Origin of the sequence: Desulforhopalus vacuolatus, from assembly GCF_016918505.1 — a bacterium.
In the GTDB taxonomy this organism is placed as follows: Bacteria; Desulfobacterota; Desulfobulbia; order Desulfobulbales; family Desulfocapsaceae; genus Desulforhopalus; species Desulforhopalus vacuolatus.
The window spans coordinates 76,358-95,566 of record NZ_JAFFPZ010000010.1; the positions used below are offsets into that span (position 1 = coordinate 76,358).

Annotated in this window: 20 protein-coding genes and 2 tRNA genes; 7 read left to right on the forward strand and 15 right to left on the reverse strand. The window is 47.5% G+C overall.

All coding sequences use genetic code 11. The features are described from left to right. Nucleotides 1–39 precede the first annotated feature (39 nt). Nucleotides 40–663, forward strand: a complete 624-nt coding sequence (locus tag JWG39_RS08385) for a LysE family translocator (RefSeq protein WP_205218942.1) — start codon at nucleotides 40–42, stop codon at nucleotides 661–663. Between the two features lie 480 nt (nucleotides 664–1,143). On the opposite strand, the gene JWG39_RS08390 is transcribed toward JWG39_RS08385, so the two are convergent. After that, nucleotides 1,144–1,953, reverse strand: coding sequence for a ZIP family metal transporter (locus tag JWG39_RS08390; protein WP_205218943.1), 810 nt, complete (start codon nucleotides 1,951–1,953; stop codon nucleotides 1,144–1,146). A 279-nt stretch (nucleotides 1,954–2,232) separates the two neighbouring features. Between JWG39_RS08390 and JWG39_RS08395 the strand changes: the two genes are divergently transcribed. Further along, the gene (locus JWG39_RS08395) at nucleotides 2,233–2,694 is read left to right on the forward strand and encodes a PACE efflux transporter (protein ID WP_275888981.1); all 462 of its coding nucleotides are present in this window, start codon (nucleotides 2,233–2,235) and stop codon (nucleotides 2,692–2,694) included. A 54-nt stretch (nucleotides 2,695–2,748) separates the two neighbouring features. Here JWG39_RS08395 and JWG39_RS08400 read toward each other — a convergent pair whose 3' ends face one another. The 11 genes from JWG39_RS08400 to JWG39_RS08450 form a co-directional block, all read right to left on the reverse strand. Then, nucleotides 2,749–2,973: a hypothetical protein gene (locus JWG39_RS08400; RefSeq protein ID WP_205218945.1), complete on the reverse strand. Its 225-nt coding sequence runs from the start codon at nucleotides 2,971–2,973 to the stop codon at nucleotides 2,749–2,751. A gap of 126 nt (nucleotides 2,974–3,099) precedes the next feature. Continuing rightward, a tRNA-Pro gene (locus tag JWG39_RS08405) sits at nucleotides 3,100–3,177 on the reverse strand. Nucleotides 3,178–3,272: 95 nt separating this feature from the next. Continuing rightward, complete coding sequence (locus tag JWG39_RS08410; RefSeq protein ID WP_205218946.1) at nucleotides 3,273–3,713, reverse strand: MerR family transcriptional regulator; 441 nt, start codon at nucleotides 3,711–3,713, stop codon at nucleotides 3,273–3,275. A 35-nt stretch (nucleotides 3,714–3,748) separates the two neighbouring features. After that, entirely contained in the window at nucleotides 3,749–4,048 is a 300-nt protein-coding gene (locus tag JWG39_RS08415) for an integration host factor subunit alpha (protein WP_205218947.1), read from the reverse strand. Continuing rightward, nucleotides 4,041–6,482 carry a phenylalanine--tRNA ligase subunit beta gene (gene pheT, locus JWG39_RS08420; RefSeq protein ID WP_205218948.1) on the reverse strand — a complete coding sequence of 814 codons (2,442 nt, stop codon included), beginning with the start codon at nucleotides 6,480–6,482 and terminating at the stop codon, nucleotides 4,041–4,043. Before pheT ends, JWG39_RS08415 begins: the two co-directional genes overlap by 8 nt. A gap of 12 nt (nucleotides 6,483–6,494) precedes the next feature. Next, nucleotides 6,495–7,505 carry a phenylalanine--tRNA ligase subunit alpha gene (gene pheS / locus JWG39_RS08425; RefSeq protein ID WP_205218949.1) on the reverse strand — a complete coding sequence of 337 codons (1,011 nt, stop codon included), beginning with the start codon at nucleotides 7,503–7,505 and terminating at the stop codon, nucleotides 6,495–6,497. A gap of 133 nt (nucleotides 7,506–7,638) precedes the next feature. Then, nucleotides 7,639–7,995, reverse strand: a complete 357-nt coding sequence (gene rplT / locus JWG39_RS08430; RefSeq protein ID WP_205218950.1) for a 50S ribosomal protein L20 — start codon at nucleotides 7,993–7,995, stop codon at nucleotides 7,639–7,641. A 69-nt stretch (nucleotides 7,996–8,064) separates the two neighbouring features. Then, nucleotides 8,065–8,262 carry a 50S ribosomal protein L35 gene (rpmI, locus tag JWG39_RS08435; RefSeq protein ID WP_205218951.1) on the reverse strand — a complete coding sequence of 66 codons (198 nt, stop codon included), beginning with the start codon at nucleotides 8,260–8,262 and terminating at the stop codon, nucleotides 8,065–8,067. A gap of 153 nt (nucleotides 8,263–8,415) precedes the next feature. After that, nucleotides 8,416–8,961 carry a translation initiation factor IF-3 gene (gene infC, locus JWG39_RS08440; RefSeq protein WP_205218952.1) on the reverse strand — a complete coding sequence of 182 codons (546 nt, stop codon included), beginning with the start codon at nucleotides 8,959–8,961 and terminating at the stop codon, nucleotides 8,416–8,418. A gap of 115 nt (nucleotides 8,962–9,076) precedes the next feature. Beyond that, a complete protein-coding gene (gene thrS, locus JWG39_RS08445) occupies nucleotides 9,077–11,005 on the reverse strand; it encodes a threonine--tRNA ligase (protein ID WP_205218953.1) in 1,929 nt (642 codons plus the stop codon). Between the two features lie 76 nt (nucleotides 11,006–11,081). Continuing rightward, nucleotides 11,082–11,156, reverse strand: a tRNA-Val gene (locus tag JWG39_RS08450). Between the two features lie 676 nt (nucleotides 11,157–11,832). On the opposite strand from JWG39_RS08450, the gene gpmI reads away from it, so the two are divergent. Further along, a complete protein-coding gene (gpmI, locus tag JWG39_RS08455) occupies nucleotides 11,833–13,476 on the forward strand; it encodes a 2,3-bisphosphoglycerate-independent phosphoglycerate mutase (RefSeq protein WP_205218954.1) in 1,644 nt (547 codons plus the stop codon). Next, nucleotides 13,476–14,024: a DarP family protein gene (locus JWG39_RS08460; protein WP_205218955.1), complete on the forward strand. Its 549-nt coding sequence runs from the start codon at nucleotides 13,476–13,478 to the stop codon at nucleotides 14,022–14,024. The genes gpmI and JWG39_RS08460 overlap by 1 nt, the downstream gene beginning before the upstream one ends. A gap of 186 nt (nucleotides 14,025–14,210) precedes the next feature. On the opposite strand, the gene JWG39_RS08465 is transcribed toward JWG39_RS08460, so the two are convergent. Continuing rightward, complete coding sequence (locus JWG39_RS08465; RefSeq protein WP_205218956.1) at nucleotides 14,211–15,059, reverse strand: thymidylate synthase; 849 nt, start codon at nucleotides 15,057–15,059, stop codon at nucleotides 14,211–14,213. 124 nt (nucleotides 15,060–15,183) lie between these two features. Continuing rightward, entirely contained in the window at nucleotides 15,184–15,603 is a 420-nt protein-coding gene (locus JWG39_RS08470) for an FKBP-type peptidyl-prolyl cis-trans isomerase (RefSeq protein ID WP_205218957.1), read from the reverse strand. Nucleotides 15,604–15,842: 239 nt separating this feature from the next. Here JWG39_RS08470 and hisI point away from each other — a divergent pair, with 239 nt between their 5' ends. From hisI to yihA, 3 genes are read left to right on the forward strand one after another with little or no spacing between them, the layout of a single operon-like run. Next, nucleotides 15,843–16,223 (forward strand): phosphoribosyl-AMP cyclohydrolase, encoded by a 381-nt coding sequence (hisI, locus tag JWG39_RS08475; RefSeq protein ID WP_205218958.1) that lies wholly within the window; start codon nucleotides 15,843–15,845, stop codon nucleotides 16,221–16,223. A gap of 23 nt (nucleotides 16,224–16,246) precedes the next feature. Beyond that, on the forward strand, nucleotides 16,247–17,119 hold the full coding sequence (hisG, locus tag JWG39_RS08480) for an ATP phosphoribosyltransferase (RefSeq protein WP_205218959.1): 873 nt from the start codon (nucleotides 16,247–16,249) through the stop codon (nucleotides 17,117–17,119). Between the two features lie 58 nt (nucleotides 17,120–17,177). Beyond that, nucleotides 17,178–17,771 carry a ribosome biogenesis GTP-binding protein YihA/YsxC gene (gene yihA / locus JWG39_RS08485; RefSeq protein WP_205218960.1) on the forward strand — a complete coding sequence of 198 codons (594 nt, stop codon included), beginning with the start codon at nucleotides 17,178–17,180 and terminating at the stop codon, nucleotides 17,769–17,771. Nucleotides 17,772–17,842: 71 nt separating this feature from the next. On the opposite strand, the gene JWG39_RS08490 is transcribed toward yihA, so the two are convergent. Further along, complete coding sequence (locus JWG39_RS08490; RefSeq protein WP_205218961.1) at nucleotides 17,843–18,769, reverse strand: radical SAM protein; 927 nt, start codon at nucleotides 18,767–18,769, stop codon at nucleotides 17,843–17,845. Between the last annotated feature and the right edge of the window lie 440 nt (nucleotides 18,770–19,209).

Sequence of the window (19,209 nt, forward strand, 5' to 3'; positions counted from 1 at the left end):
GACAGTCGCAGGAGATGAAAAAATAACATTTGGAAAACAATGATAAATGAATATGTCAAATACCTGGTCCTGGCGATTGTTGTAACCGCAATCCCTGGTCCTGCTGTTGTTTTAACGATCAGAAACAGCATGAGATACGGATACAGAGTTGCCATTATAAACGTGATCGGCAACTTCTGCGCCATGGTTCTTCTGGCAACTCTCTGTGCTGTTGGTGTGGGGGCTGTTATTATTGCCTCTTCCACGCTGTTTTCTCTTCTGAAGCTGATCGGCAGTTGCTATCTGATTTATCTGGGGGTGCGGGCGTGGAGAGCTCCGGCGTTCGATGCAGGTTTTGTTTTTGGGAAAGAGAAAAAATTCGACAGGAAAATCCTGTCAATCTTTGAAGAGGGTTTTGGCGTAGGGATAACAAATCCGAAGGCGATAATTTTCTTTGTTGCGCTCTTTCCTCAATTTATTGATCCCACAAGAGCCTATGTTCCGCAGTTTCTCACGCTTATCTTCACCATAGAAGGCATTTCCTGTGTTGTGCTCTCCACCTATGCCGTGCTGGCTTCTTCACTGTCTGCATGTCTGGCAAAAAAGAGATCGATGGCCTTTTTTAATAAAATTACAGGTCTTGCCTTCGCCGGTTTTGGGCTGGCACTGCTTGGCGAAGGGTAAGGGATAAGGCTGCCCGTAAAGGACTTCTGAGACGGGAGACAGGAGGCGGGAGAAAGGGAAAAGCGAAAGACGGGAAAGGCAAAAGATTGAACTGCGAAAGGACTTTTTTGCCAACGAAAAAACACACTAAACACGCGAAAAAAGACATTTTATAGAGAGAATCTTCCGCACATTTAGCGTGTTTCACTGGCCATCCAGTCTTTGTCTTATACCATTTACATTTTGTATTGACCAGAGAGCGCGACTGCGTGGACATCTTTTTTTGTGATTGCGAATGAATAAACAGGATGTAAAAAGAGCATAACTTAATAGAAATATTCTAATAATGCGAAAAAGGGCATTTTTTATAAAAGCGTAACTTCTTAAAGTTTTTTGCCTTTATTCGCATGATTAGAGCTTTTATTCGTTGGCAAAAAGTTTTTCGCTGTTCCGTCTTTTGCTTTTCCCTGTCTCCTGTCTCCCGTCTCCTTTCTCCTTTTCTTATCCCAGAGCAACATCAAGAATCATCATCACCGTAAAGCCGCACATGGAGGCCATGGTAACGGTATCAATGTTTTCCGGGCGTCGCTGGGACTCAGGGATAAGTTCTTCTACTACCACAAAAATCATGGCACCGGCGGCAAAGCAGAGGGCATAAGGAAGAAAGGTCTGCATCTTGAGGACAAAAAGAGCTCCAAAGACCCCGGCAAAGGGTTCCACGATTCCCGATGCCTGACCATAGAGAAAGCTGCGCCACCTGGAAAGCCCTTCCCGGCGCAGGGGGAGAGACACTGCAGCTCCTTCGGGGAAATTCTGTATCCCAATACCAATCGCCAGAGCCACCGCACCGCCGATTGTCGCCGCAGGGAGTCCTGCTGCTGCAGAGCCAAAAGCAACACCCACTGCAAGGCCTTCCGGGACATTATGCATGGTAATGGCCAGCACCAGAAGGGTGCTGCGCTGCCAGGAGGTTTTAATTCCTTCACTTTTCGTTCCTCCGTAATGCAGGTGAGGAAGAAGAAAGTCTGCCATGCGCATGAAGACTCCGCCAAAGAGAAAACCTATGGTTGCTGTTAACCACGGTGTTTGTCCGAGCTCTTCCGCCATCTCGATGCCCGGAGCCAGAAGCGACCAGAAACTGGCCGCAATCATAACTCCCGCTGCGAAGCCGAGCATGGAGTCCATGAGTTTATGGTTTACCGCTGCGGTGAAGAAGACCAGCGCTGCACCTGCGGCGGTCAGTGCCCAGGTGAACAGAGTGGCCAGAAAAGCCTGGTTGATCGGTGAAAAACTCATTAACAAGTCAATCATGTGTCCCCCTCAGTGTGTAAATCAGGTTGTAAAAATTTTGGCGATGGCATGCAGGAAGCCTTCATTGGAAAAGCATACATTGTTTTTCCTTCTTTTGAATCCGTGAAGAACCGTGTCTGTTTAAAAACGTGCCGGGCAGAGGTACGTTAAGCTGACGATCAGGTGTGCTGTATGGTATACAATGATTGTGTTTGTTCTTTGCAGAGCCTGCGGAAATTCTATTTCAAGGTATCCTTCAGTATTATACAGTGTTCCTCCCTTTCATTCTCCGGTCAAAAAATGTCAAATCTGCCAGTAATACCACGAACAAGAGCAGACCGAATTCGCCATGCAGTGTGTTTTGAAGTTTTGGCTTTATTCATCATCATCCCGCTGAGCAGTGTGATAACGGGAGAACCTTCGGAACAGATGGGTGTTCTGACCATATTTTTTGCTGTCAGCGCGGTGTTCTGGAACTGGGGATATAATGTGCTTTTCGACAAGGCCCTGCTTTCCAGGGGATACTCTCTCGCGGATCGGTCGCCTTCTCTGCGAACTCTCCAGGCGATCGGCTTTGAGGTTGGCTTTATGGTTTTTACTCTGCCTTTTACCATGTGGTGGCTGGAGATGAATTTTTTGCAGGCTCTGGTCACAGACATGGGATTTTCCTTTTTTTATGTCATCTACGGTTATATTTATAACTGGTGTTACGACAAAATATTTCCCTATAAAAGAGTGTTGCCGGATTCAGGAAAGGTATAAGGGGCTCTTGAATAATCGCTCATCTTCTTCGATCAGATAAGACATGCCTTGTCTCTACAACAGCGCTGCGTATCGCTGGTACTGTGCGTCGTGGTGATTTTTATCAATGGTGTGCAATTTCGCCGGTGTATTCTTTTTCGGATTATTGGTTACGGCTGCTGTTACCGTTATGATTGGCGTCATCGCTGCGGTTAAGGTCACCGTGTAGACAAGGCATGCCTTGTCTCTACAACAGCATTGCGTATTGCTGGTAATGTGCGTCGTGGCGATTTTTATCAACGGTGTGCAATTTCGCCGGTGGTATCCCGTGGTGATGGCAACGTACGAATGTTTGATCCCCGTAGAAAAAGCATAAAAAAAGGGCTTAACAGTTATTGAATAACTGTTAAGCCCTTAATATTTTAATGGTCGGGATGAGAGGATTTGAACCTCCGACCCCATGTCCCCCAGACATGTGCGCTAACCAGGCTGCGCTACATCCCGACTCGTACGAGCTTATCTACCACGACATCTCTGTGGTGTCAATCTTGTTTCTTTACAATTGCAATAACTCTCTGATAACCTTCTCAATACAACCCTCAGGCATTGCCCGAATCCACATACTTTTGCAGGGCCTGCAACTCATTTTTCACCTGGCCCAATATGACATCTGCGCTGGAGGTTACGTGTATCACTTTCAATGCAGAAGAGCGTGGGATCTTGACTCTGCTCTGTGGTTTTCTGGCAACTGCAGGCGTAACTCCAGCTGTTTTCTTAGCGGTAATAATAACTTTTTTTCCGCTTTTCAGCAGATTTTTTGCACCGGCTATGGAGAATCCCTGTTCATGGAGCATAATCTTCAACTGCAGCACCATTTCAACATCAGCACGTTTATACAGACGCTGCCCAGAGTTGGCCCGTCGGGGTTTGATTGCGGCAAACTCCGATTCCCAGTAACGCAGCACATGAGGCGGAACGTCCACCAGTCTTGCCACCTCACCGATTTTAAAGTAGAGCTTGTCCGGAATCTCTGGGCTCATAATCCTTTCCCTCGTCAGGGCGCTGGGGACAGCTTTTAATCGTTAACCTGTTCCCTCAGTTTTTTGCTCGGCCGAAAACTGATGGCCTGGCGTTTCTTAATTGTGATTGTCTCACCAGTGCGGGGATTGCGGCCACGACGGGGAGATTTATCACGAACCGTAAAGGTCCCGAAATGAACCAGTTTTACCGATTCTCCACGAAGCATGGAATCTTTAAGATTACCAAGAAAACTGTCAACAATTTGTGCACAGTTACTTTGTGAAAAACCAAGTTGATCCGCAAGTGTTTCAGAAAGTTCCTTGCGGGTGAGGTTCTGATTATCCTTGTCATGCATCGCGTAAACTTCCTCCAAACCTGTCAGTAAGCATTTTTAACACTTTGGCGTGTGCCTTTTCAACATTCTTTTCTGTGAGCGTTTTCGTGGCAGAACGATAGGTAATCTTGAGAGAAATACTCTTAAATCCCTTTGGAATACTCTTGCCGGTGAACACGTCAAAAATCTCTGTATCTTCGATGAGTTTATCTTTACTGCTTTGAACTGCCTTGAGAAGTTCACCCGCACTGACAGCTACTGGAACGACAAGTGAAATGTCTCGGCGAACAGCAGGATAAACCGGAAGCGAAGAAAACTGTTTGTCAGTGTTCTCTACTCTGCAGAGAGCATCATAGTCAAGGTCAAAATAGAAAACTTCGTTTTTTATCGAGTAGTTGCGCAGTACTTCGGAATCAATTTTGCCGATGAAACCAAGGCATTTTCCGTCAAGGCAGAGGTCAAGTGTCTGACCTTCCTGGAAGAACGGTTCACCTGGTTCGGGGACTTGAAAATGAAGCCCCTTTTCCTCGCTGCTGAAAGGCAGTCGCAGAGACTGGAGCACAAATTCCACTGCACCGCGAATATCATAAAAATCAACGTTTTCTGCCTTGTAATAGAGCGGAGAAACAAGGTCTCCGTAGCGATTACCGGAGAGTATCCCGGCGAGATGTATATTCTCGTCAGGTTGTTCGTCTTCGCCTTTCGGAAAGAAAACTTTGCCAAGTTCAAAGAGTTTTATTGCGGGACGCTGAAAATTTATATTGCGTCGGACATTGTCAAGCAATCCGGGGAGAAGAGTAGTACGCAACACGGCAAGGTCTTCACTCAGCGGGCTGAGAAGGCGTACGGGATTGATCCGCGGGTCGGATTCTTTAATCCCCAACTGCACAACTTTGTTTATGCCGATAAAACTGTAGTTGATCGCTTCGCTCCAGCCGATGGTTGTCAACTCTTTTGAAATGAAGAGTCTTTTCAGCCGATTTTTGTCCTGTGCTGGAAAATTCATGGAGATGGAAGGCAGGGTAACGGGGATGTTATCATACCCGTAGAGGCGGGCAACCTCTTCAATGAGATCTGCCTCGCGTTCCAGATCAATGCGGAAAGAAGGAATAACGGTATTGATATTGTCGTCATTCTCTATTGTGCAGGAAATTTCAATAGATTCCAGAAGGTTGACAATCTCTTCTGCTGTCAAGTTAAGGCCGAGAAGAGTGTTGGAGTGAGAAACGTTCAGAGAAATGGTCAGAGGATCCTGCTGCCCCGGGAAGCGGTCAAGACCTTCATCGGCTGCCGTTCCGCCAGCAAATTCACAGATCAATTCCACCGCACGGTTGAGCGCATTTACTGTGCCTTTTGGGTCCACTCCGCGTTCAAAGCGGTAGGATGCATCCGTGGGGAGTTTCTGCTTCCGGGCAGTTTTACGAATAGAAACTGGATTGAAACAGGCACTCTCCAGTAATACTCTCGTACAGTTCTCTGTAATCTCAGAATTTTTGCCACCCATGACACCGGCAATTGCGACGGGTTTTTCTGCATCGCATATCATCAGTGTTTCGTCTTCAAGAATGCGCTCAGTACCGTCAAGGGAGATGAATTTCTTCTCTTCTCTGGTTGGAGTTCGCACAATAATTTTGTTCTCCGCGAGGGAATCAAAATCGAAGGCATGCAGAGGCTGGCCATATTCAAGCATAACAAAGTTGGTGATATCAACGATGTTGTTGATTGGACGCAGATCAACACTGAGCAGCAGTCTGCGCAACCACCATGGAGAGGGACCGATCTTTACATTCTCAATCAGTCGGGCTGTATAGCGCGGACACAGTTGAGGTTCTTTAATGACAACCTCAAACTGTTTTGTCTCGTTGGTGATGGCAGCACCACTAACCGGCAGGACAACTTTTTTACCGATGACACTGCCAACTTCGCGGGCAATACCAATTACGGCAGTACAGTCCGGGCGATTCGGAGTCAGGTCAACCTCAATACAGGTGTCAGTCATCTCCATGACATCAATAAATCTTTCTCCATCTCCTGTTTCTTCGGGCAATTCCATGATGCCGTCGTGGGCATTGGAGAGGCCGAGTTCGCGTTCGGAGCAGAGCATTCCTGCAGAGGCGACACCCCGGATTTTGGATTTCTTAATTTTGAAATCGCCGGGCAGAACCGCACCGGGCAGAGCTGCAACAACCTTCAATCCGGTACGAACATTGGGTGCACCACAGACAATCTGATGTGTATCTTCCCCAATTCTTACGGAGCAGACATGCAGTTTGTCGGCGTCAGGGTGCTTGTCGCAGGTGACAACTGTTCCGGTCTTCAAAACGGCAAGGTCTTGGAAGAGGGGCGTTACAGAATCGACTTCCAATCCAAGCATGGTAAGATATTCAGCAAGTTCGCTGTCAGGCATCTCACCAAAATCCACATATTGTTTGAGCCAGTTGCGTGTAAACTTCATGATTGTGTCGTCTTAAATGAATTGTGAAAGGAAACGCTGGTCATTTTCGTAGTAGAGGCGTATGTCATCAATGCCATATTTGAGCATGGCGATGCGCTCAATTCCAAGGCCGAAGGCAAAGCCACTGTACTCTTTGGGATCATATCCGACCTGAGCAAAGACCGCAGGGTCAACCATGCCCGCTCCGAGAATCTCCAGCCAGCCCGTCTGTTTGCAGACACGGCAACCGGCACCTCCACACATAACGCAGGCGATGTCAACTTCAGCGCTGGGTTCAGTAAAGGGAAAGAAAGACGGGCGGAAACGCAGCGCCAGATCCTTTTCAAACATCTTCTGGATAAAGATCGTCAGGACACCCTTGAGGTCGGCAAAAGAAATTCCCTTATCGACGAGAAGTCCCTCAACCTGATGAAACATGGGGGTATGGGTGATATCGGAGTCATTGCGATACACTTTCCCCGGGGCAATAATCCGGATGGGTGGTTCGCTGGCTTCCATAACCCTTGCCTGCATTGGTGAGGTATGCGTACGCAAAAGCGTAGATTCGCTAATGTAGAAGGTGTCGTGCATGTCCCGGGCAGGATGATGGGGCGGAATGTTGAGGGCTTCAAAGTTGTAGTAATCCTGCTCTACATCTGGTCCTTCAGCCACAGAGAATCCAAGACTTTCAAAGATCTCACAGGTCTCATTCATAATCTGCGTCACCGGATGCAAAGCTCCCCGGGGAGGAATTCGTCCGGGAAGGCTGAGATCAGGACGATCCATCTGGCTGGTCGACGGCTGCAACAGTTTCGAAATTTGTTTTTCAAAACCCTCTTCGATCTCTTTTTTGACCTGGTTGGCGAGTTGACCAAGACGGGGGCGATTTTCTCTGGCAACGTCTCCAAGAGAACGCATCACTTGAGTGAAGCGTCCCTTGCGGCCCAGAAAACGGACACGGAACTCTTCCGCATCTCCCTTGTCGGAGATTTTACCGAGAAGCTTATGCGCTTCTTCCTTCAGTTTCTTGAGTTCATTTTCCATGGCCGGAACAGTGTGAATATGTTTGCAAGCGGGGAGGGTGCGGGGGACAACAACGGAGCACCCGGTAAGAAACAACATGCCGGTAATGGCTGACGACCAGAACCGGCATGAAAAATCCTGAAGAAAACGTGGCTTATGCGACAGCCTCTCTGGCTATCTGTACCAGTTTCGTAAAGGCAGGGGCATCAAGGATGGCCATATTGGAAAGCACCTTGCGGTCAAGATCAATATTAGCTTTTTTCAAACCGCCCATGAGTTTTGAATAACTCAGGCTGTTGATTTTGGCAGCGGCACTGATACGGGCAATCCACAGACGACGAAAATCTCTTTTGCGGGCTTTCCGGTCACGGTAGGCATAAGTAAGGCCGCGGTCTACTGCTTCAGTAGCCGTTCTGAACAGGCGCGAACGAGCACCACGGTAACCTTTGGCAAGCTTGAGGACTCGATTCCTTCTTCTTCTGGCTTTAAAGCCACGGGTAACTCTGGGCATTTCAGTACTCCTTTGAAACAGCTTATATTCTATCGGTTATCTGCTTAATATTTATTATTAAGAACACACTCATATGTATGGCAGGATACGCTCAATTCCTTTGATGTTGGCACTGTCAACGATGCCACCCTGGCGGAGACCACGTTTTTGTTTGGTGCTTTTCTTCGTAAGAATATGGCTGGCGTATGCTTTATTTCTCTTCAATTTACCGCTTCCAGTGCGTTTGAAGCGTTTAGCTGCGCCACGGTTTGTTTTCATCTTAGGCATAATATTACTCCTTTACGGCTCATCCACTTTCGCGGTTTTTTCAGGTGTCTGCTGTGAAAGGAAAACACCCGCCAACAGCTCTTCGACAATAATTTTATATACATCCCCGAGATAACCCGTTCTTCCTGCCTTCTGCTGGCACAGTCAGGATTGTTATTTGGGGCCAACAACCATTACGAGCTGCCGTCCTTCCATCTTAGGGGGCTGGATAATCTGTACCTCTTCAGCAATGGATTCAGCAATACTTTTCATGGCGTTAAGACCAATCGTCTCACAGTAGACAATTTCCCTTCCACGGAAACGCATGGTCAGTTTAACTTTATTTCCGGCAGCAAGAAATTTTCGCACGTTTTTGATTTTGAAATTAAGATCATGATCATCCGTTTTGGGTCTGAACTTGATCTCTTTCGTTTCAGTAATAGTTTGATTTTTCTTTGCTTCCTGAATTTTTTTCTTTTGCTCGTATCTGAATTTATCGTAATTCATCACCCTGCATACAGGCGGATCAGCACTCTCCGCAACTACTACCAGATCAAGACCGGCTTCTTCGGCAATAGACCGTGCTTCATTACTGCTGACGATGCCACGCTGTTCACCTTCTCCATCAATAAGACGAACTTTAGGGTAACGAATTCCATCGTTAATCAGTGCTTTCTCTTCACGTTGCGGTTGACGTCCTTTATCTCTTCTGATAGCCATATTTCAGGTTGTGAACTCCTCATAAAATTTATAATTAGTGTAATTTCGGAAAATTACACAGAAAAATTGATTGTACACGTACTGCATTTGTACTGCATTTGCGCTCTACAAAAAATTAATAACCCCGACCTTCTACCACTTCTTCCTCAATTTTGCGAGTAAATTCCTCAATTTTCATTGGAGGGAGGTTATCTCCGTTTCTTAGACGAACAGTAACTGTCCCGTCTTCTTTCTCATTATCTCCAATGATCAGCATGTAAGGAATCTTGTCGTGCTGTGCCTCACGGATCTTGTAGTTGAGTTTCTCGTTACGAAGGTCTTTTTCAATCCGAACACCAGCCTGCCGAAGTTTCCGATATACTTCTTCGCAGTAATCAATCTGAGCATCGGTGATATTCATGATGCGGGCCTGAGTTGGTGCAAACCAGACAGGGAAGGCTCCGGCATACTGCTCAATAAGTACGCCAATAAAGCGTTCAAGGGAACCCATAAGGGCACGATGAATCATAATTGGCTGGTGCATGGCATTATCAGCACCAACATACTCCATTTTGAAGCGTTCCGGCAGATTGAAATCTACCTGTATGGTAGAGCACTGCCAGCTGCGGCCAAGCTGGTCTTTGATTTTGATATCAATTTTCGGCCCATAGAAAACACCTTCTCCCGGGTCTATCTCATATTTCAGACCTTTTTTCTCCAGGCCAAATTTGAGTGCACTGGTCGCTTTTTCCCAGATCTCATCTGTCCCGACCGCTTTTTCAGGGCGAGTGGAGAGATAGATGTCATACTCGGAAAAACCAAAGGTTTTGAGGACATGCAGATTGAGATCCAGAATATTGAAAATTTCATCTTCAAGCTGGTCAGGGCGACAAAAAATATGGGCATCATCCTGGGTGAAACCCCGGACCCGCATCAGGCCGTGCAGGGCACCGGCACGCTCGTAGCGATAGACGGTGCCAAGTTCGCACCAGCGAATGGGAAAATCCCGATAACTGCGGCGCTCACTGTTATAAACGCCGATATGAAAAGGACAGTTCATCGGTTTGAGCTGATATTTTACTCCATCAATTTCCATTGGAGAGAACATGCTCTCCTTGTAGAAATCGAGGTGACCAGAGGTCTTCCACAAGTCCTGCCGTGCAATATGCGGAGTGTAGAGCAATTCATAATCGTGGCGATAATGTTCGTCTTTCCAGAAATCTTCGATCAGGCGGCGGAGTTGCGAACCTTTCGGCTGCCAGAGAATGAGTCCCGGACCAATTTCATCGGAAAGGGTGAAAAGATGCAGCTCTTTGCCAAGTTTCCGGTGATCTCTTTTTTTTGCTTCTTCAAGATCATTGAGATGTTTTTTCAGCTCTTTTTTGTCATAGAAAGCTGTACCATAAATGCGCTGAAGTACATCCCGCTTTTCGTCACCCCGCCAGTAGGCACCGGCGACACGAAGGAGCTTGAAAGCTTTGACAAAAGAGGTGTCTGGAAGGTGGGGACCCCGACAGAGATCTGTAAATTCTCCAACCTTGTAAAAAGAGACATTTTCCACACCAAGGTCTTCAATCAGTTCAACTTTGAAGGGCTCTCCGGTTTTTTTGAAATATTCAACAGCGTCTGCACTGGACATCCCGCTTTTGGTGAAAGGCAGTGCGGCACGAATGATTTCTTCCATGCGTGCTTCGATTTTTTCAAAGTCTTCGGGGGTAAAAGGGTCACTCCGTTTGAAATCGTAGTAGAAACCGTTTTCAATAGCGGGTCCGATTGCCACCTGCAGGTCTGCGCCGAAAAGGTCACGCACTGCATGTGCCATGACATGGGACGTGCTGTGTCGCAGTATATCCAGGCCTTCAATGGAGCCGGTCTGCACGGGAACGAGAGAGGTATCTACAGTAAGAACGGTGGTGAAATCAACAATTTCATCATTGATTTTTGCGGCGACGGTCTGCTTGCGTTGTTTATTGGAAAGCAACGTGGTAATGGCATCCCTTACAGTAGAACCCGCAGTAAATTGTGCTGATTCTCCTCCATCTATGGAAACAGTAATTTCACTCATTGTTCTTCTCAAAATTAAAAAAACAAAGGCCAAAGTGGATACACTAATACAAGTGTAAAAACTTCAGCCTTAATATTGGTAGGCACGGTCGGGATTGAACCGACGACATCCACCACGTCAAGGTGGCGCTCTCCCACTGAGCTACGCGCCTGCGAATCGAATTGCATCCTTGTGGAAACGACGCAGAGAAGTTTTTTTACCATGATGGGCTTTTTATCGCAAGATTTATTTACCTCAAATATCTTACTTTACTCATAAAGAGACGGGAGACGGGAGACGGGAGACGGGAGACAGGAGGCGGGAGGCGGGAGGCGGGAGAAAGTGAAAATGGCATTATACCAGAATCAAGAAACGATAAGCGAACAGGCTGTGGGAAAAAATTGCTGTGACAATAACCTCTGAGGAGGAAAGAGAGAACGGGATTGTCCCGTGGAGATTTTACAGCGACGGGGTTTATCTCCCATGGGTTAACGTTTATAGTGAACATAAGGGCATCTTGAATAATTGCCCAATCGCCCATCTTCTTCGTTACAGTCAAAAATTTATCCTCGGAGGTACGTGCTGGACTCCGATATCAAAGTTATACCGGTGATGAACGGTACGCCGGTATACGTACCTTCACGAAATTCTTTTCAAAAAACACGAAAATAATTTCCAGGGTACTCCCTGCGGTAAATTTCCTCCTGTGCCCCGAATATGAACGAATGCAGGTTGTTTCAAAGTACCCATAATGCAGTTGTAACGATGTGCAGATGTGCAAAAAATTTGCATATTCATCTTTATATTTATACATTATAATCTTATAAAATAAGAGGAGAGGAGACCTCATGTCAAAAAAAAAGGTGTCGCCGCTTGCAAAGCTTCCCGGGTTTAAAGAAACTCCAGGACCGGTGGTGGCAGTGATCATGGATGGTCTGGGTGTTGGTGACGGCAGTGCCAGTGATGGTTTTTATATGAGCTATACCCCGGTGCTGGATGAACTTCTTGCCGGGAAGCTGACTGGACGTCTCAAGGCTCATGGCACAGCGGTTGGTTTGCCGACGGATAAAGATATGGGGAATTCTGAGGTTGGCCATAATGCGCTTGGTGCGGGGCGGGTATTCTCTCAGGGGGCAAAACTTGTAGAAGACGCAATAGAGAGTGGTGCTGTCTTCACAACCAGTGTGTGGAAGGAGTTGCTGGCGCGTTCTCAAAATGAAGGGACCATCCATTTTATCGGTCTTGTCTCCGATGGTAATGTCCACAGTCATATAAAACATCTTTATGCTCTCGTGGAGCGGGCTGCAGCGGATAATATGAAGCGGGTGAGAGTCCATGCTCTGCTCGACGGCCGTGATGTAGGACAGAAAAGCGCCTTGCAGTATATTACTCCCCTGGAGGAAAAACTGCGGGAACTCTCAACTGACGGCAGAGATTATCGTATTGCTTCGGGTGGTGGCCGCATGATGGTCACGATGGACCGCTATGGGGCGGACTGGTCTGTGGTCGAGAGGGGATGGAAGGCGCATGTTCTTGGGGATGTCGCAGAAGGGCGTTGCTTTTCCTCCGCAGTGGAAGCAGTAGAAAAAAGCTATGCCGAAGATGACACCATGACTGATCAATACATGGACTCCTTTATTCTTGTTGAAGAGGGAAAACCGGTCGGAACTGTTGAGGACGGTGATGGGGTTGTCTTCTTTAACTTTCGCGGTGACCGGGCCATTGAAATCTCTGAAGCCTTCGATCAAAAAGATTTCGACAAATTTGACCGTGTACGCGTGCCGAAGGTGTTCTACGCAGGGATGATGCAGTATGACGGTGATACTCACATTCCAAAGGAATTTCTTGTCCAGCCTCCTCATATTGACCGTACCCTTGGAGAGTATCTCTGTGCCACCGGGCTGACCAGTTACGCTATTTCTGAAACACAGAAGTTCGGGCATGTCACCTATTTCTGGAATGGGAACAAGCTTGGATATATTGATGAAAAGCTGGAAAAATATGTTGAAATTCCCTCCGACGTGATTGCCTTCGATATTCGACCGTGGATGAAGGCGGAAGAGATCACGGCAAAGGTTATTGAGGCCATTCAAAGCGGTAAATACAGCTTCATCCGGCTCAATTACCCTAACGCGGATATGGTGGGACACACCGGAGTGGAAGCGGCTGTACGTATTGCTGTGGAGACGGTGGATCTCTGCCTTGGCAGACTGCTTGCCGCTCTTGCAAAGGCCGGGGGAACAGCCTTCATCACTGCAGATCACGGCAATGCGGATATCATGTGGACAGAGAAGGATGGCAGACATATACCAATGGTTTCCCACACCCTTAATCCGGTCCCGTTTATTATCAAAGATTACAGCAGTGTCAATCCTCTTGCTTTGAGCAACGTGGAAAATCCGAGTCTTACTCATGTGGCAGCAACTCTTTGTAATCTGCTGGGGTATGAGCCCCCGGAAGGTTATAATTCTTCTCTTGTAAAGGTTGGTTGATGGCAGAACGAATTAGTAAATCAGAACAGAAGCGTCGTTTCAAACGTATTGAGGAGGGGGCTGCCGAGCTGGCACAACTCTCAGACAATGATCTCAAGACTCTGCCTGCATCGGAAGCGGTTAAGGTTGAGATTCTTACCTGCCGCACGGTGAAGACTGGGGCGTTGAAACGTCAAATAAAGTATTTGGCCAAGGTGTTGCGACAGGAGGAAGCCGTAGACGATGTCCTTGTCTTTCTTGCGGAACACAAGGGTTCAAAGGTGAAGCAGAACAGACTGCAGCAGGAGGCAGATCGGTTGCGTGATCTGCTGGTTACTGAAGTTCTGGAATATCAGGAGGAGTTAATGCAGGAACGGAGAGATCTGGAGATGGACTGGCCAGCTCCCGCTCTTGAAGAAGTAGCCGCTGAACATGGGATAGATGCACGGGAAATACGCCGTTCACTGCATCAATATGCCCGTACTCGGATACAGACCCAATATCGTGAAATATTCCGCATTATCAAGGCAGCTCTGGAACGGGAGGAGCTGTTGCAGAAGATGAAATGATGTGTCTCTGAATCATGGTTCCGGCCGACGGCCTGTATCCGGCGTTGGCCTTGCCCTGGTGGCGAAGATACCCCGATTCTCAGGGGTACTGGCCCGCTCTTTGCTGTTCGTCGCAAAGGCATATCACTTTCGGGTTTCTTGAAGATCTGTTGGGGAAAGTGGTCATGGGCAGAACGTTACGGAGGACTACACAGCAAAAGGGAAGGCGATCGCCGGATGGTGTGTATAGCCGGTGAGTTCAAAATCATCAAGGGTCACCCATGTTTCCAGGTCTTCAAGAGTCTTGATATCTGGATTTATCTTCAGCTTTGGCAGGGGAAACGGCTTGCGGATGAGCTGAGTCTTGAGCAGGTCGAGCTGGTCTTCATAGATATGGGCATTGACCACCTTGTGCCATGCGGTCGCTGCCTTCAAGCCTGTGATCTGTGCCATAATCATCAGCAGCCAGGCAACCTGAACCTGATTAAAGGCATGGCCGAGAGGCAGGTCATCAGAGCGCTGGTAACTGGTGAGATAGAGATTTTCTCCGAGGATAGAGAAGGTATGGGTGTGCATGCACGGGTTGAGACAGGCCCGGTCACGCTCTCCGGGATTCATAAAGGTCATTATTTCGCAGCGATTGTCATTGCCACGAAGAAGATCATTGCAGATCTCGCGCAACTGGTCAATCCGCGTGCCTTCAGGGCTGCGCCAGTCACGTCCCTGCGCACCGTAGCAACGGCCCATGTCATCCGGTCCCTTGCGAAACGGATTTTTCAACCACGCCTCATTCTCGTTGGCGTTGGCGTTCCATGTATTGCAGCCAAGGGCACGAAAATCTGCTGCGGAGGTATAGCCGCGCAGATAACCGAGCATTTCGGCAATGGCGGGTTTCCAGTGAACTTTCTTGGTGGTCAGCACGGGCAGTGTCCCATCGCTGACATCATAGGTGAAATCAGCGTTGATGATCGTGAGACACCGCTTTCCGGTGCGCCGGTTCTCTACCCAGACGCCTTCTTCAACAACCCTCTGGCACAGCTCTAAATATTGTTGCACGGAGATTCCCTGTAGTTTTTTCTGAGAGGAAATCTTCTTCTGTACCTCGAATAGGAACGAAATACAAGACTATTCAAGGTTCCTTAAATCAGGGCAGCGGAGATGCTGCCCTGAAGAGAAAAATTTACTCTTTTTTGAGCAATTCCAGCTCATACGTAAGATTGTGTCCGGCGAGGGGGTGGTTGTAGTCGACTGTAAATGAGTCCTCGTTGACTTCAATAACTGTTGCCGGGATGCTCTGTTCTGTGCCGTCTTTGTCCGCTCGCAGGGAGACCATCATGCCAGGGGCGGGATTGAGGCGCTTGATCAGTTCTTTATTTTCGATGGTTTGCAGCAGGTCTTTCTGCCGTACGCCATAACCCTCTACGGGGGTGACCTTTACCTTGCGAACTTCCCCTGCTTTCATCTCCTCAAGGGCTTGTTCCACAGTTGGTGGCAGGTCGCTGTTGCCGAGGGAAAAGGTGAGCGGCGTGTTCCTGTCGACGCTGAAAAAAACTTTACCGTTGTCGAGAAGACCGTTGACGGCGATAGTGACTGTGGACATGTGAGTTCTCCTTGTTGAGTTGAAAAGATGGTTTTATTACTGTGTCATTTTTCTTATGGGAACAAAGTAGTAAATAATTCCCGCTTTGCAACTTCCCGGTGAATTTTAGAGAGAAATTTCTACTGTCCTTGACAAAATAAGTTTGCCCGTCTAACCTGAAAGATTGCCTTAAAGGAATTTTTTTTATTGTCAGGACGGGTATTCCCGCCGCCATCTGAAAGAAATATTAGAGGTTTACCATGGTTGAACTGAATTTTAGCAAATCCGAAGACGGTCTTATTCCTGCCATTGCCCAGGACTATAAAACAGGCGAGGTGATGATGCTGGCCTACATCAATAAGCTGGCCTGGGAGAAAACCCTGGAGACTGGCAAGGCACATTACTGGAGTCGCTCCCGCCAGAAACTGTGGCTTAAGGGCGAAAGCTCCGGCAACGTGCAGATTATCCATGATATCCTTGTGGATTGCGATGATGACACTGTCGTGTATAAAATTGAGCAAATTGGTGGAGCGGCCTGTCATACCGGCCATCGCTCCTGTTTCTACCGTGTTGTAGACGGTGAGACTCTCCGCACGGAGGGAAAACCGCTGTTTGATCCCAAAAAAGTTTACGGCAAATAATATTTAGATATTTGGAGAATTTCATGAACATATTGAAGCTTGGTCTGCCTAAAGGCAGCCTTGAAAAAGCCACTATTCAGCTTTTTGAAAAAGCCGGGTGGCGTATTAAACCTGCCGCCCGCAACTATTTCCCCAAGATTGACGATTCCGAGCTGGACTGTTCCATCTGTCGTCCACAGGAGATGTCGCGCTATGTTGAGAGTGGGCTGCTCGACGCCGGTATCACCGGGAAAGACTGGACCATGGAAAATCAGTCAGAGGTTGTGATGGTCTGTGATCTTGTATACTCAAAAGTGAGCAATCGCCCGACCCGCTGGGTCGTTGCCGTTTCTGGCGATTCCGATATCAGGAAGATTGAAGATCTCGAAGGAAAAAAAATCTCTACCGAACTGGTTGGCGTGACAAAGCGCTTCTTTGAGGAGAGGGGCATCAATGTGGAGATTGAATTCTCCTGGGGGGCAACCGAAGCTAAAGTTGTTTCCGGGCTGGCCGACGCCATTGTTGAGGTTACCGAAACCGAGACGACTATCCGTGCTCATGGCCTGCGCATCATTCACGAACTGATGGAATCCAATACCCAGCTCATTACCAATAAAAAGGTGTGGGAAGATCCCTGGAAACGGGAGAAAATTGAGAACATCGCGCTGCTGTTGCAGGGAGCTCTTGCCGCCGATCGTGTGGTTGGACTGAAAATGAACGTTCCCAAAGGAAAAGTACAAAAGATCGTTGATGTACTGCCTTCTCTCAACGCACCTACTGTGGCCAGTCTCTATCACACTGAGTGGTTCTCCATTGAGACTGTGATTACTAAAGATGTTGTTCGAGATCTCGTACCGCAACTGAAAAAGCTGGGCGCAGAGGGTATTATTGAATATCCTCTCAATAAAGTTATCTGAGAAGTTTCAGACTGTCAAAATGCCGGGCGAAAGCCTGGCCGAGACTTCGGAGGTCACCATGGATTTTTCAGATATTGAGTTTCTTCTCAGTGTGCACAACCTGAAACAACTTCCTGAGGAGGACTTTCCAGAAATTGCCTTCGCCGGCCGTTCCAACGTTGGCAAGTCGAGTCTGCTCAACACACTTCTCGCCCGCAAAAAAATGGTCAAGATCTCTGCCCGTCCCGGTAAAACACAGGGACTCAACTTCTTTCAGATCGGAGATGATGTTCGCTTTGTTGATCTCCCCGGGTACGGTTATGCCAAAGTGCCGCAGGGCATGCAGAATGCCTGGCAGGCGTTGATTACTTCTTATCTGGAAGAACGTAAATGTCTCAAGTGTGTCGTGGTCATTGTTGATATTCGCCACGAACCCAAACTGCTCGACAGCCAGCTTATCGACTGGCTTCGTGACCAGAAAATTCCCTTTCTCGTTGTCTATACCAAGATTGACAAGGTCAGCGGGTCTGCCCTCGGCAAAAATGCCCGCCAGCTTGATATTGGTCATCATCTGCAGGAGAACCAGCGGGTGCTTTTTTCTGCTCTCAACGGACGGGGGCGGGATAAGCTGATTGAGGCACTGACCACGTTTCTCGACAAGGGACCCCTCTGAAAAAAAGCGGTAGTGTTCCCGGCTCCGGACTGGAGCCGGGGATACCCTGAAATATCCTTCCCTGCAGAGTTCTATTTTTTATGTCTGTACGTTTTCTCTCCCTCGTATTCACAGATATCTATCTTCCCGCTGTTCCTTAATTTCGTAAAAGTTTTTTCAACATCTTCATTTCTCATCTCTATAAATTTCTTAATCTCATCTTCCTTCATGGGATGCCGTGTTATTATTTCCAGAACAGCCTCAATAATATCGGGATCGTTGCTGAAGAATTCTCCCGCCGTCAGGTTTTCAATGGACAGGGCAGAAAACATCTTGTTTGCTTTTTCCAGTGTCTCCTGGCTTACCTTTCTTGCATAGCTTTCAGAAGGGGGGCGGACCGGAGTGTTAACGTAGACTCTGTCAAACTTGAGTTTTTCCAACTGCATTTTCAATGCCGCCAACTGCGTGTCGCTGTCGTTGAAACCGCCAACAAGCATGATCTCCACCCACATCTTTCCCTTGTAGTTGTGCGAAAATTCGATAAGCCCCTGCAAAACCTCCGTAAATTTGATTGTGCCGATAGGACGGTTTATTTTTTTTAAGGACTCTTCATCAAAAGCGTCCATTGTGGGCAGTATGATATCTGCTTTATAAAGGGCATTTCGAACACCTTCATCACTCATCAGGGCCGAGTTGGTGATAACCACAACTGGTTTGTCAGTCAATTTTTTAATCTCATCAATGAGCATGCCAAGATCGGCGTAGAGGGTGGGTTCCCCCTCACCGACAATGGTGATAACATCAAAGTCGACCTTCTCTTTCATATAGGTTTTCAGCTCATCCATGATCTCTTTCAGCGGGAAAAAAGAGCGTCTCTCATTTGTCATTTTGTTGGTTCTGCCGAGCTGACAATAGATACAGTTGTAATTGCAGGTCTTTTCGGGAATGGGGCTTACACCGAGAGACTGGCCGAGACGCCTTGAGGGGACGGGTCCAAATATGTATGCGGTATTTTTCATGATCAAATATTTCCTCTCCTGTTACAGGATTTTTTAGTATTGGTTTATTCAACTGGTTTGTCCGGATAAAGACACCTTTTTTATACTATCACTGTTGGCCGGCACAGGTACCTTTTTTTCTGCCGAGAGACAGAAGGTTCTTCGTGTTCCTTCGCGTTCTTCGCGGAAAAAAAAAGTCTTACCGGCTTTTACTTTTTCCGTTCTCCCGTCTCCTGCCTGTCTTTGAATTCGCCAATACAAAGTGAAAATGGTATAACATGAAGAATATTTCACATGCCTTTGGCATCCCATATTGTCTGGCTCGTTCAGGGCAATTAACATTTCGTGTAAAGGGTACCTTGCAACAGCCTGTATTCGTTTATATTCGAGGTTCGGAAGGAAATTTACCGCAGGTACGTATACCGGCTTACCGTTCATCACCGGTATAACTTTGATATCGG